We start from the raw sequence: 13,867 nt of genomic DNA, 5'->3' as shown, positions 1-13,867 counted from the left end.
CAAAAGGGAGCCGTCTCGTAAGCAACTCTGCTTACGGGACGGCTCCCTTCTCATTTTCGCTTAGCTGTTATCTCGGCGGCTCAGCGCCCCATTAACCTCAGCAATGGCCTCGCCCAAGCCAAGCTCCTTGTACTGCCGCACGTAATCCTGCCACATGGCGACCGGATCGTCCCCGCTGATCACCACTTTAATGACGTCCTCGAGCGGATTAATCATTGCGCTTAATTTGTCTTTGGCCGGCGTGGACAGAGAGTTGATTTTGTGGTAAGCGGGCGTCGCTACGGCGTTGTTGATCAGCCATTCCATCTCGGACAAGCTTTTGAGGATGTTCTCTTCTCCAAAGCTGATCTTGTTCAGCTCGTTTAAGCGAAACTCGGTTTCCTTGCCCCAGGACGCCAGCGAACGGAAAATCGGAATGGATGGATACACGCTGGAGATCGCATCCGGCTTGCCGCTGCCTTCGTTGACCGGCCGAATCATTACGACATGACCGTCCTCCAACCGGTAATCGACGTCTTCCAGGCCGTAGCTCGTCAGCCTCTGCCCTTCCGGCGAGAGCAAATAGTCGTACAGCTGCAATACCCGGCTCATTTTCTCGTCGCCGATCTTGGCGTTAAAAAACGTCTCCGACCAGTAGGTCTGCGCGACATAATAATAACGCTGCCCCTCCTCAGACGGCCATAAGCGTAAAATATCGACGGAATCGCGAAAGCTGCGGTTCGGCTGATAGTCGTTCCACAGCTCTTCCAGCCGGCTTAGACTGCTTGGAGTTGCGCGGTAGACAAGAGCGCCGGCTTGGCCCTGCGCAAACTTGGACAAGGCGTCCTCTTCCTTCATGTAATAGAAATCGGGGTCCAGCGCGCCGTTCTCGTACAATTCCCGCAGCTGCACGACGACCTCATCCATTTTTCGAGACGCATAATAGGGAATCCACACGTTATCCTCGAACACCCATTGGCCTGCGCCAAGTAGTTTTGCGGGGGTAAGGCTTCATCGATTACGAAAGCAGACGTACAGCGCGGTCTTGCTCCCGCCGACGCGAAACGCGCGGCCGACCGGACGAAGCGCATCGTACACGCTGAACGGAGCAAGCCTTGTCACATAGTCTGCCGGCGTTCCGACCGGCACGGTGGAGTAATCCGGACCCGTATTCTCGCTTACCTTCGCGTCTACCAACTGGAACATTTCAACGGCTTCGGATCGCAGGGAATGCTCCCCGCCGCCTGAAACCCATTCCCATGATAGCTCCGCATCGGACGGTAACTCCTCCCACAGAATCTGGTATCCGACAGATGTGCCCCGCGCCGCTTCCAGCACGATGTCTCGCGTTCCGTCCAGAGCAATGTCCGTATCGGGTATAGCCATTCGTTCGCGTCGTACGTCTGCCATCTCATCCGATCGCTCCCTTTCCTCGTTAGCGTTCTGGGTGATGCACAGGCAGCTCGGCGACGCTGCCGTCGTTCTGGCGAATCCACGTTTCGAAGCTGCGTTCCCCGGCCTTAAGCCGAATGACGCGCGCCCCTGTCGGGAAGCGGTCTTGGCGCACCCCGTCAACGTAGCTTACATAGCGGGTCGAACGGCCGTAGCAAAGACGAATCCCGTGCAGCGTTCCGCTGTAATCGTTGGCATGGTCGTGCCCGACGAAGGCGCCCATAATATCGCCTCTTTCCGCCATAGCGGCGAACATTCCGGAATTGATCCGAGGTGCGCTTACCCCTTCATAGCAGTGACCTTCGCAAATCTGCTGCTCCCATACCTCGCGATATTCGGGAAACGGAATGTGAAAGAAGGCGAGCGAAGGCAGCGAAATTCCGCCGTTGGCGTCGGCTCTGGCGCGAGACAGCTCCGTGTACCACCGAATCTGATCCCGACGAATCCAGTCGTAGCCGCCGATTGATGGAAGCGCGCTGTAGTCGCCGCTGTCCAGAAAATACATCTCCGCTGCCGGGGAGCCGCTGCGATCGACAAGCGTAATGCTGAAGTTTCCCGCTCCACTCAGATCGGGCGGGTCCGCTTCGGCGACGTTATGTTGATGCGCCAGCTGCTCTTCGTGCATTCGGCTGCGGGCGACCGCTCCTTCCGAATCGTGGTTGCCGAACACCGCCGCCCACGGAATGCCCCGCTCCTCGGCCGGAGCAATAGCCTGCCGGAAAGAGGCAAGCGGGTCGTTGCCTCTTGCGCTGGCCGTCACATCGCCGGCGAATACGATCAAGTCGGGCCGTTCGGCGGCAATGACCGTCTCCATCGTTCTTCTTGTTTCAGCGTTGATGTCCGGCGTGTCCGGATCGTGATCCCCGTCGGCTATAAACTCTACATCGGAAAATTGCACGATAACGAACGTTCCGTCGTCCCGAAAACTGAGCTTTCTGCTCATAGAGCCTTAGTCTCCTTTCCGCTCCTGATTGCCGCTCGTCTGCCGGTCGATGCTGCCGTCGTCGAGCCGCAACCAGGACTCGAACTGACGCTCTCCCTTGGCCAGACGGATTACGCGAGCGCCGTGGTTGAACCCCTCTTTGCCGTATGTATTATAGCCCGAGGCTCTCCCGTAACAAAGACGGATGCCGAACAGCTCTCCCCAGTAATCGTTAATATGGTCGTGTCCGACGAAGGTACCGACAACGTCTCCGCGCTTCACCATCGCTTCGAAGAAGCCGGAATTGATCTGCGAGCTGCATACATTCTCGTGCTTGTGGCCAAAGCAAGGCTGACGCTCCCATACGTCGGCGTATTCACGCAGCGGAATATGGAAGAAAGCGAGCGACGGCAGCGGCGTTCCCCCGTTCATCTTCTCCAATCGCTGCGACTCCGCTTCATACCACTCGATCTGATCCCGCTTGATCCAGGCGTACCCGTCCACGTTCGGCAGATCCGAATAGTCGCCGCTGTCGAGGAAGTATAGGGCGGCCGCGGCTTTTCCGTCGTTATCCCCGACCGTCAGGGCGTAATTTCCATAACCGCTTACATTCGGCGTATGCCCGCTCAACCCGTTCTTGCTGGTCAGCAATGCGTCAAGCAACTCGCTTCGGGTTATAGTCACCTCGGAATCGTGATTGCCGAACACCGCCGCCCATGGAATTCCGCTCTCCTCCGCCGTTCGAACGACCTCGCGCAGCGACTGCTTCGGATCTTCGCAGTTTTCGCTGTAAATCAAGTCCCCGGTAAACACGATCAGATCGGGCGCTTCCTCTTTCAAGACCAATTCCATAAGCGAGCGCGTCTGCAAATCTTTCTCGTCCCCGTTTTTCCAGTGCAAATCGGTGAACTGAACAATTGTAAAAGTACCGTCTTCTCTAAAACGTAAACTCGGCATAAGTAAATTCCTCCCAGTTGTTTTTGTTTGCTTTTACTTTGAATTCCTTATGTTATTATAAAGCAACCGCCAACATTTGCCCATCACCTATCTAGATAAATCTGCTTAATCTTCGCCTAGCTTCAGCGCTTGGTGAAGCTGCAAGCGGGATAACGGTACGGACAGGACGGCAAGCCCGGTTGCCAGCATCGCGCCAGTCAGCGCGCAGATTCTCAGCTGATATCAGCTCGAAGCGCGCAGTGAAGGGAAGTGCAAGGGAGCCCGGCTGAAACTCACGATCAGCGCCATGCCTCGCCCTCCTCTGATTCCGGTCGTCTGAGCATTCGGACAGGTCCGCTCCCGTATGGATTCTATTTATTGTAGCGCTGCTCTCCGGTCGTCCATATAGCGTATTATTGTGAAATCGCGTCCATACTCAAACCATAGATTGAAAAAACCAGGACTGCCCCCTTACCTGCTCCGGGACTGCCCTGGCTTGGCATAATCAAAAAAACGATCACTTCGTATAACCGATTACCTTACCTATAATATTCTCCTCAGCGATCGGTCCGAAAAAGTAGCTGTCTAAGGCGCGCATTCGATTGTCCCCAAGCAAAAACAACATGCCTTCGGGAACAACCTGCTCCTCCAAATTTTCGCTTTCAACCGTTCGAATCAAATTATTGAAGTTTTCCTTTTCAAAATCAAACAAATCGGGTTCCTTAAGCTTTTTCTTCAACACTTTCACATCATTATTCATATCCTTGCCATAGAAAGCGTCGAGCTTGTCGCCGTTGATAAAAACTTGTCCCCGTTTCATGCTGATCGTTTCGCCGCTTAGGGCTACTACCCGCAACGCCTGCTGCAGTTCAATCTCGGGGTACTTCGATAAAACTTCAGCCGGATAGAAGAAATAAACGACATCGCCGCGTTGAATATTACCGTTCTTATACGATTCGGGGTCTACTACCAAATCTTTGAGAGAGTATACTTCCTTCCCTAGCATAGCATCGTTCAATAGTCGAACGATTACCTGATGTTCTGCCGGCTCCACTTGTTGGAGCTTAGGCAAGGTGTACGGGTCTTGAATAGCTTTATTCTGACAGCCTGCTATTAAAAATACGGCGGCAACAATCGCTAATAATCTCCACATAGCACACCTCCAATAAATAAAGCGACCCGCAAGCCTCGGCGGAAAACCAAGTTGCGAATCGCTTATCTTTCCTTGCTAACTTCTCTTCATTATTGCGAACTTCCCCCGCCTGCTCTACGGGTTGTCATCATAGGGAGCATAATTGTAAAAGTCGTTCCCGCACCCGGTTCGCTCGATACGCTAATCGTCCCCCCGTGTGCAACGACCAGATTTTTGACGATGGCCAGTCCAAGTCCCGTGCCGCCGCCGGTCGTCTCGCGCTTGCGCGCCTTGTCCGCTTTGTAGAATCGCTCGAACACGTAAGGCAAGTCCTCGTACGGGATGCCTTGACCTTGATCAATCACTTTAAGCTCCAGCCATTTGCCTTGCACGGCAGAGACTCGGCTGGCTTCCAGGGCGATCGCCGCTCCCGCTGGGGTATGGCGCAGCGCATTGTCCATCAGATTCGTCAGCACTTGCTCCAGGCGATCCGCATCGCCTTCCTCGAGCGTGAGCTCCGGGTCGTCCGCCGATTTCGTCAGCTTGATCTGCCTTTCCTTCGCAAGCGCGGCGAACTTTCGATAGACCCGGGATACAAGCGCATTCACGTCGACCGGTTGAAAATTCATTTCCAAGTAGCCGGCTTCCATTCTGGCCAAGTCGAGCAGATCTCTCACCAGCCGTCCCATCCGCAGCGACTCGTCGTGAATGACCTGCGCGAGCTCCCTGCGTTCCTCCGGAGTTGACGCGATATCGTCCACGAGCGCCTCGCTATAGCCCTGCACCATCGACAGCGGGGTACGGATTTCGTGCGAAACGTTGGCGACGAAATCCTTCCTCATCTTATCGACGCGGAATTCCTCGGTCACGTCCCGCAGCACCGCAACCGCTCCGCGAACGGAATCGGCCGAGACGAGCGGAGTCATGACGACCGACCAAACCCCGCTTTTGACATGAACCTTGACGGTCAGCTCTTTGCCCTCCGCAATGACGTTGCGGAACGTTTCCCGAAGCGGACCGGGAACGCGCTCATCCTGCTGCTGAGCCTCTTCGTCCTGTTCTGCCCAGTCGACCGTCTGCCAATCCTTGAGCAGCTGCTGGCCTTGCGGATTCGTTAGAATAACCTCGCCCTCGGAATCGAACGAGATGACCGAATCCGTCATGCTGCGAAGCACGCTGCTCAGATGATCGCGCTCATGTTGAATGTCCCGAATCAGCGTCTGCAGCTCCGAAGCCATCTGGTTAAACGTATTCGCCAGTTCCCCGATCTCGTCGGTGGACCGAATCGCTACCCTCGTCGTATAGTCACCCTGCGCGACTCGGTTGGCCGCGTCCTTCATTTCGCGAAGCGGGTTCGTAATTTTGGTCAACAGGAAAAAGGCGAAGAAAGTCGTTAACAGAAAGCCGACGATTCCAGAGTAGATGAACAGATGCTTGATCATGACCGGGTTAGCAAATTTGATATCGATATATTCGAGCAAAAAGAAACCGATGGTGATAATGACAACGCCGACCAAGCCCATGATCGTCAGCCACATTTTGCCGACGACGGTTCGCAGAATGGCCATGCTTTACTTCGTCGCCTCCAGCTTGTAGCCCACGCCCCATACGGTCGTAATCATCGCCGCCGCTTCCGCCGAGACGCGATTGAGTTTCTCGCGCAGCCGTTTGACGTGCGTGTCCACCGTCCGCAAATCTCCGAAGAAGTCGTAGTTCCAGACGTCCTTCAACAGCTCTTCGCGGGAAAACACCTTGTCGGGCGTGCTGGCCAGATAATGCAGCAATTCGTATTCCTTCGGCGTCAAATTCACTTCCTGGCCGCTCGCCGTTACGCGATGCGCGTCATGCTCAATGACCAGATGAGGGAAGACGATGTTATTGCTCGTATTCAATTCCTTCGACAGGAACGCCGTGGCCGAAGACCGCCGCAAAATCGCTTTAATGCGGAAGATAACTTCCCGCGGACTGAACGGTTTGACGACATAGTCGTCGGCGCCGACCTCAAACCCTTGTACGCGGTTGACCTCCTCGCCTTTGGCCGTCAGCATGAGCACAGGAGTGGCCTTCTGCTGACGCAGACGGGAGCACACTTCGATCCCGTCGATTCCCGGAAGCATCAGGTCGAGCACGATCAAATCGAAGTCCTCATCCTGCGCTTTGCGGAGAGCCGTCTCTCCGTCCTCCGCCTCTTCGATCTCGTAGCCCTCTTTTTCCAGATACATCTTCAGCAATCGGCGAATGCGTTCCTCATCGTCCACGACCAAAATCCGACTTCCCGTATTCATGCGTCCAAACGCTCCTCTCGACTCTTATACCCTATGTGCCCCATTATACCCCGGCATACGAATGCAATCCAGCAATGACGAGATTCACGCCGACCAGCGTAAACATCACGACGAGGAAACCGATGACGGCAAGCCAAGCCGACCTCGTTCCCTGCCAGCCTCTCGACAGACGAAGATGTAAATAAGCGCTATAGAACAGCCACGTAATAAGCGCCCACACTTCCTTCGGATCCCATCCCCAGAACCTCGACCAGGCGATTTCCGCCCAGATCATGGCGAAGATTAGCGCCCCAAGCGTAAACACCGGGAATCCGATCGCGATGGCACGATAGCTGATTTCCTCCAGATCGTCGGGATCGATGTCCGAAAGGTGCGGATTGATCGCCGCCGTCAGCTTCTTGCGCGTAATGAGCCGCAGTAAACCATAGAGCAGCGAACCGGCAATGACGGACCAGATAACCGTGTTCAGCTTGCGACCCGCGTTGACTCCGTTCATCCAGGACGGCGCTTCGAACAGCGGCTTCTCAAGACCTATGAAGGATTGGAAAGAGACTGTCTCGCTGTTATACGGCGCAACTATCGGAGGCAAGGTGTACTTCACTTCGCCTGTGTTGGTGAGCGCATTGCCGGCATCGTCGATCGTGACCGTCTCTTGCTTAAAGGTCGCTTCGTACCCTGCGCCGCGGAAAGCGAATACCGCTACAATGAAGCCGACGAGCACGATGATGACGTACAGGGAAAACTCCGTCCAAAATTGAGCGCGACGTCCCGCCTTATCCGTACGAGTAAAATCGACGACGCGGATCAGCTGCACGAGAGCTGCAGCGAATCCGATCGCGAAGAACGCCTCGCCCGTTGCAGCCATCGTCACGTGAATTTTTAGCCATATGCTTTGCAGCGGCGGAATAAGCGGTTGAACCTCGGACGGAAATACCGATGCGTACGCTATGATGATGATAACCAGAGGCAGCGTAAACGCGCCAAGCATCATGTTGCGGTAAATCGCATAGATGACAATAAACGCAAACATGATCGCCATGCCGAGGAACGTCATAAATTCATACATATTGCTCGTCGGAATATGGCCGCCGCCGTACCAACGAGTAAAGAAAAACGTCAGGTGGGCCAGCCAGCCGACCGCGGCAAGCACGAAGGCGATTTTGCCCCAGCGAGCGGCATGCTCGGCCGGCTTGCGGTTGCTCCACTTTTTGCCGCCGACCGCGATCGCATAGCTGATAAAGGACGCGCAATACAGAAAAAAGGCTGCGATAAATGCGTCACTGCTAAAATCCAACCAACTCAACGTACATTCCTCCTGTTATCGAGCGTTTTGGGATCCACGGCGATGCCGGTTTTGCCCAGCGCTCCCGCCACGTCGGCTCTTAAGCCGTAAGTATTCTTGTTCGTATGTCCCCCGAGCGACAGCGAATCGCCGTCGATCCGGACCCATATCCGCCTGTGCTGCCAATAAAAGCCCATAATCAGACCAATCATGGAGATGGCCGCGCCGACCCACACGTAAGGCATTGCTTTGTCCATGCGAATGTTCAGGTAGGTGGTGAAAGCGGAATATTCAATATTGTTCATCTTCCCGTCGACAATCGGGTTCTCCACTTGAATGGAGAAGCGCCCCGAACTGTCTCCTCGTTGCTTAAAGCTCTCGTTCAGAATGCTCTCGTAATACTTGCTCTTCTCGCTTGGCATAGCGAAGTAAATATGCAATTCGCCTTTGTCCTGAACGTCGGGACCCGTGATTCGGAACACAAACGCCGGATTGTTCGGATCGCGCGATTTGGTCATCGGCCTCGTCTGCTCGTCCAATCCGAAGTCGGGATAATAATCGATGAGCTTAAGCGTATAATCCCCAAGCTTATATTCCGCCTCCGGCTGATCCATCCTCAGATCGAAGCTGCCGATATCGCTTCCTCCGGCGACGTCCTTCAGTGTCGGATGCACCGAGATGAAGCGAACCTTTTCCATATAGCTGTTCTGATAAATTCTGAGCCCATCATAGGTAAGGGCGCTGTTCACGCGAATGTCGTGCTGCTTAACCTCTTTCAGAACAGGTTCCTGCGTCAGATCGTTGCAGGCGTCTGTGCATTCGTACAGGCGTGCCTTCGTCTCGTACAGCTTGACAACTTTCGTGCCCTTCTGGTTATTCGCCAGCTCTTCCTCCGAATAATAGTCAAGCGTGAACTTGTCGTTTTTAATATAGTAGTTGGTTCCCGGAATTTGCCGCGTCTCCCCCTCGTAGAGGGTCAAGTATTGATCCATGTGCCACGCGGGAATGCTCCGGCCGAGCACCGCCAGCAAAAAAACGATAAGGCCGATATGGTTAATGTACGGTCCCCATCGGCTGAACCGGTTTTTCTCCCCCAGCAGCGCTCCGTCCTCTTGCAAGACGCGATAGTGCTTGCGTTTCAGTTCCTTCGCGAACCGATCGAGCCACGCCTGCTTGTCCTCCGTTAGCTCTCCGGAGTAGACGACATGCTGACGGTTGATGAACTGCATATGCTTGCGAATCTGCTGCTTGGACAGCGCACGGTACAGCGGCAGCACACGATCGAGGCTGCAGACGACTAGCGAGGTTCCGATCATGACGAGCAGCCCGATAAACCACCAGGATTCATACGTCCGCGACAGTCCCAGCGCATGATAGATCACGCCGAACGTACCGTGCTGCTCCTTGTAATAAGCGGCAAATTCGGAGCGCTCGGTCAAGTTGATGAGCGTGCTCTCCTGCTGCAGTATCGTTCCCAGCGACGCGCCGATCAGCGTAATTACGATTAAATAAACGGCAATTTTTACCGATGAAAAGAAATTCCATATCCGATCGACGAAATGCGGATTCGCTTTCTGCGATCTCCGGGCCACGCCGTCGTACCTCATTTCCAGCAGCGCTTTCTCATCCTTCAGCAGCGCTTCGTCGAGCGGTTTGCCGCAGGACTCGCACAACACCGTTCCGACAGGATTTTGATGGCCGCATTCGCACTTCGTGTTCTGAAACAACGGTTAATCCTCCCTGACTGGCGTCACGACTTCGACTGAATGAGTCGTTCTATCCTTTGCTCGATCTCTTCCTCCGTCAGCACGCCGCCGATCACGACCTCCTGGATTTCTCCGGAGGGAGCGATGAAAAACGTTGTCGGATACTGCTTGAGTCCGTACTTCCTTTCCGTCTGCTTGTCCTTATCCAACAAAATCGGAAAATCGACGCCGATCTGACGAATGAAGCTTTGGACCGTCAGTCTGTCTTCGCTCAGATTGATGCCAATCAGCTTCAGTCCCCGATCCTTCCACTTGTCGTACTGGTGCTGCAAAGCGGGCATTTCATTGCGACACGGCGGACAGAAGGTTCCCCAAAAATTGATTATGAGAGGCTGTCCCTCGTAATCTGTCATGTCGTGCACCTGGCTGTTCAGGTCGGCCAGACGAAAGGTTGGCGGCTTGTCGCCTTTCGCAAGGACCACGCTTTTCGAAAACAACGAATTGCCGATCGCGAATCCTCCGATCAGGATCACGACGGCTAAAATCGCATATTGAATCGGCTTCCGATAACGTCCCATAATCGTGTCAACACCACCTGCGTTTCGGTTAGTTCCATTTTACCGGATAGTTTGTCTAGCTTCAATCAACCACATCAAGTATACGTTGATTTTACGGGCATTTCATTATTTTGTTTGTCTAAATTAGCACAATTGGGCCGGGAGAAATTCGAGAGGCGACATGGAGTTTCGCGGGGAGAATGTAGAGTGAAAATGGCTTTCAAAAGGGGCTAAAGAGACCTTCCAAAAAGAAAAAACCGCCAAAAAGCCTAAGCCCCTCGACGGTTTATCCTATTTTTCTTCAAGTTGAACCGAATCCGCGATCTCGCGAAGCTTCCCCAGCTCTTCCGCGGTAAGTTTGCGGTGCTTGCCTCGCTGGAGGTTGTCCAGATACAGACCGCCGAAGGAGATGCGTTTCAGCCGCGTCACCGGATGGCGGATCGCTTCGAACATCCGGCGCACCTGCCGGTTGCGACCTTCGTAGATCGTTATAGCTATGGTGGCGTATTTGCCCTCAGGATCGATGTCTTGATATTCGACCTCCGCCGGAGCGGTCATGCCGTCGTCCAGCTTGATGCCCTTCGCGAGCTTCTCCAAAGCGTTTCCGTGCGGCACTCTCTCAACCGTCGCATGATACGTCTTCGGCACGCGATGGCTTGGATGCGTCAGCTTGTGGGCCAGATCTCCGTCGTTCGTCAGCAGCAGCAGCCCTTCCGAATCGTAATCGAGCCGGCCTACCGGATACAGCCTCTCCTTAACTTCCTTCAAGTAATCGGTCACAACGCTCCGGCCCTTGGGATCGGAGACGCTTGTGATGACTCCTTTGGGCTTATTGAACATCAAATAAATTTTAGCTTCCTTCTTGATCGCCTTGCCGGACACCGTAATCGTATCCACGGCCGGATCGGCCTTGGCACCGAGCTCGGTCACGACTTTTCCGTTGACCGTCACCTTGCCGGCCGTTATCAGTTCCTCGCATTTGCGCCGAGAAGCGACGCCTGCGTTCGCAAGAACCTTCTGTAATCTTTCCTCCACGACTTTCACCTCTAACCCATCATACCAAGCCGAACAACAACCAGCAAGCGAATACCGCGGCGAAAAATCCGACAAGGTCGGAGAACAACCCAACCTTGAGCGCATAGCGAGCATTGCGAATGCCAATTGCCCCAAAGTAGACAGTCAAGACGTACAAGGTCGTGTCGGTACTGCCTTGGATCGTAGACGCTACACGCGCCGCGAAGGAGTCCGGTCCCTGCTCCTTGATCAGATCGGTGACGAAGGCGAGCGACCCCGCTCCCGTAATCGGCCGCAGCAGGGCAAGCGGCAATACGTCGCTTGGAATGCCTATCAGCTCAAGCGCCGGGCGAATGACGCCGATTAGAGCGTCCAACGCGCCGGAGGCCCGAAACATGCCGATCGCCGTCATCATTCCTACAAGATGAGGAATGATGCCGATCGCCGTTCCAAAGCCATCCTTCGCCCCATCCACAAACGTCTCGTAAACCGGCACTTTGCGAAGCGATGCATAAAGAGGAATAAAAGCGATAAGTACGGGAATCGTCCAGGTGGAGACGATCTGAATGATCGAGATCAATGCGCTCAGCCCCCTCCGGCGGACGCGGAAGGCGGATTGACAGAGGCGCCGCCCGCGCCGTTGCCCCAGTTTGTTTTAAAGGCAGGCGGAAGCTTGCTGCGGCGGCGATACCATCTGTCCGCCAAAATAGCTGCCCCGGTCGAGATCAATGTAGCCAACAGAGTCGGCGCAACAATGTCCGCGGGATGAACGGCCGCAAAATTCATCCGGATGGCGATAATCGTCGTCGGCACGAGCGTAATGCTGGCCGTATTAAGCGCCAACAGCGTGCACATCGCCGGGGTGGCGACGGTCGGCTCGGGATTGAGCTTCTGAAGCTCCTGCATGGCCTTGATGCCCATCGGAGTGGCCGCATTGCCCAAACCGAGCAAGTTGGCGCTCATATTGGATAAAATGTAGCCCATTGCCGGGTGATCCCCGGGAACGTCGGGGAACAGCCTGCGGACGATTGGAGCCATCAACTGCGCCAGCTTACGGACAAGGCCCGCTTCCTCGGCGATTCGCATTAGCCCCATCCAAAACACAAGTATGCTGATCAACCCGAGACATACGGTTACGCCAGTTTGCGCTCCGCCGAACGCCGCTTCCGCAACCTTCTCCATCTTCCCGTTCGCGGCGCCGTATATAACGCTGAACACGATCATTCCCATCCATATCCAGTTTACCACTGCTCATTCCCCTCCTTGCAGTAACAAAGCTTTCAGAACCGTTTGAAACGCTGTTCCGAACGTGCGCTGCGAGGCAGTTGCGGCCACGGACGGGCGATCGGCCTGAGGCTGCGCTTGACCGGACTTCGGCGTAGAAGCTTCTCGCTCTGCGTCGGCCACTAACGGCACTCCGCCGACCTGGCGGCCGTCCAGCATGAACTTAAGCTGGCCGCGATAGCCTAGACGATACTGCACGGATTCCGGATTAAGCGGAACGAGTCGGATTTCCAGACGTTCGCGCTCCTCCTCCGCGAACGGATAGGCAAAGCCTTCTGCCGTCTCGAAAGGATATTCCTTCAACGGTTCCCCCGCGCCGACAACGCGAACGAGCGGAAATCGGGCAAAGCCGTAATCCAGCAGACTGGCGTGATCCTTCCAGTCGTCCCGGTCGTTGAGCGTAACCGCCACCAGCTGCTGGCCGCCCCGGGTCGCGGAGCTGACCAGCGTTCGCAGCGCCTGCTTCGTGTAGCCGGTCTTGACTCCGTCCGCCCCTTCGTACATTTGCAGCATTTTATTTTTGTTCACCCATTTGTAATCCCAGGAATCGTTCGGATTCGGCGCCGATCGTACCTGCGTTCCGACGATCTTCTTGAATTCGGGGTTGCGCAGCGCATACACGGCAAGCTTGGCCAGATCATTGGCAGAGGAATGGTGACCTGGCTCGTCCAGTCCGTGCGGATTCATAAAATGGCTGTTCTCCAGGCCGAGCTCCTCGGCTTTCTTGTTCATTAGAAAAGCGAAGCCCTCGACGGAACCGCCAACATGCTCGGCGATCGCGATTGCGGCATCGTTGCCGGAGCGCAGCATCAGGCCGTACAGCGCGTTGCGCAGCGTGATCGTCTCTCCGGCTTTCAAGTAGAGCGAGGAACCTTCCTTGCCGGCCGCCCGTTTGCTCACCTTTACCTTATCCTCCAAATTGCCGTGTTCAATCGCCACAATTGCCGTCATAATTTTCGTCAAGCTGGCGATCTTCATCGGCTCGTCCCCATGTTGACTGTACAAAATCCGCCCGGATGCGACATCGGCAAGCGCGGCGGCTTTGGCTTGATTCGCGGGAGGCTTCTCTGACGGGCGAGCGGCTCCGGCTGCCGACGAGGCGGACAATGCTGCGGCAATTGTCAGACAGATGCTAAGCACGTACAAACGATAAATATTGAAACGACGGGCCAAAAACAGCAGCATGCCGATCCTCCTCGAATTTGAACTTGATTACCGGACGCATCGAACGCTCACGGCACTTCTGACTCCATTTTATGTATGCATGTCCTAAAGTATGAGGATAGATTCCTTCCGGGCTCAAAAAAGCGCCAGCCTC

14 protein-coding genes are annotated in these 13,867 nt (G+C 54.9%); all 14 read right to left on the bottom strand.

Features of this window, described 5'->3' with window-relative positions:
• Positions 1–60 precede the first annotated feature (60 nt).
• Complete coding sequence (locus J4772_RS10685) at positions 61–951, bottom strand: type 2 periplasmic-binding domain-containing protein (protein WP_209075193.1); 891 nt, start codon at positions 949–951, stop codon at positions 61–63.
• Between the two features lie 39 nt (positions 952–990).
• Positions 991–1,389, bottom strand: coding sequence for a hypothetical protein (locus tag J4772_RS10680; protein ID WP_209075192.1), 399 nt, complete (start codon positions 1,387–1,389; stop codon positions 991–993).
• A 25-nt stretch (positions 1,390–1,414) separates the two neighbouring features.
• A complete protein-coding gene (locus J4772_RS10675) occupies positions 1,415–2,374 on the bottom strand; it encodes a metallophosphoesterase family protein (RefSeq protein ID WP_209075191.1) in 960 nt (319 codons plus the stop codon).
• 6 nt (positions 2,375–2,380) lie between these two features.
• Positions 2,381–3,310, bottom strand: a complete 930-nt coding sequence (locus tag J4772_RS10670; protein WP_209075190.1) for a metallophosphoesterase family protein — start codon at positions 3,308–3,310, stop codon at positions 2,381–2,383.
• Positions 3,311–3,806: 496 nt separating this feature from the next.
• Complete coding sequence (lepB, locus tag J4772_RS10665) at positions 3,807–4,442, bottom strand: signal peptidase I (protein ID WP_209075189.1); 636 nt, start codon at positions 4,440–4,442, stop codon at positions 3,807–3,809.
• Positions 4,443–4,531: 89 nt separating this feature from the next.
• A complete protein-coding gene (locus J4772_RS10660) occupies positions 4,532–5,989 on the bottom strand; it encodes a HAMP domain-containing sensor histidine kinase (RefSeq protein WP_209075188.1) in 1,458 nt (485 codons plus the stop codon).
• Between the two features lie 3 nt (positions 5,990–5,992).
• Positions 5,993–6,706, bottom strand: coding sequence for a response regulator transcription factor (locus J4772_RS10655; protein WP_116065264.1), 714 nt, complete (start codon positions 6,704–6,706; stop codon positions 5,993–5,995).
• Between the two features lie 43 nt (positions 6,707–6,749).
• Positions 6,750–8,009, bottom strand: coding sequence for a cytochrome c biogenesis protein CcsA (gene ccsA / locus J4772_RS10650; RefSeq protein ID WP_209075187.1), 1,260 nt, complete (start codon positions 8,007–8,009; stop codon positions 6,750–6,752).
• The gene (locus tag J4772_RS10645) at positions 8,006–9,715 is read right to left on the bottom strand and encodes a cytochrome c biogenesis protein ResB (protein WP_209075186.1); all 1,710 of its coding nucleotides are present in this window, start codon (positions 9,713–9,715) and stop codon (positions 8,006–8,008) included. The genes ccsA and J4772_RS10645 overlap by 4 nt, the downstream gene beginning before the upstream one ends.
• A 23-nt stretch (positions 9,716–9,738) precedes the next feature.
• Complete coding sequence (locus J4772_RS10640) at positions 9,739–10,272, bottom strand: redoxin domain-containing protein (RefSeq protein WP_116065261.1); 534 nt, start codon at positions 10,270–10,272, stop codon at positions 9,739–9,741.
• A 270-nt stretch (positions 10,273–10,542) separates the two neighbouring features.
• Positions 10,543–11,286: a pseudouridine synthase gene (locus tag J4772_RS10635; protein ID WP_246017036.1), complete on the bottom strand. Its 744-nt coding sequence runs from the start codon at positions 11,284–11,286 to the stop codon at positions 10,543–10,545.
• Between the two features lie 19 nt (positions 11,287–11,305).
• A complete protein-coding gene (locus tag J4772_RS10630; protein WP_116065259.1) occupies positions 11,306–11,845 on the bottom strand; it encodes a spore maturation protein in 540 nt (179 codons plus the stop codon).
• Between the two features lie 5 nt (positions 11,846–11,850).
• Positions 11,851–12,513: a nucleoside recognition domain-containing protein gene (locus tag J4772_RS10625; protein WP_209075185.1), complete on the bottom strand. Its 663-nt coding sequence runs from the start codon at positions 12,511–12,513 to the stop codon at positions 11,851–11,853.
• Positions 12,514–12,516: 3 nt separating this feature from the next.
• Positions 12,517–13,734, bottom strand: a complete 1,218-nt coding sequence (locus tag J4772_RS10620; RefSeq protein ID WP_209075184.1) for a D-alanyl-D-alanine carboxypeptidase family protein — start codon at positions 13,732–13,734, stop codon at positions 12,517–12,519.
• Positions 13,735–13,867 lie beyond the last annotated feature (133 nt).

It is taken from the genome of Cohnella sp. LGH, from assembly GCF_017671885.1.
Classification (GTDB): domain Bacteria; phylum Bacillota; class Bacilli; order Paenibacillales; family Paenibacillaceae; genus Cohnella; species Cohnella phaseoli.
Note: the sequence above shows the minus strand (reverse complement) of the source record. Positions and strands in the feature narration are given on the sequence as shown.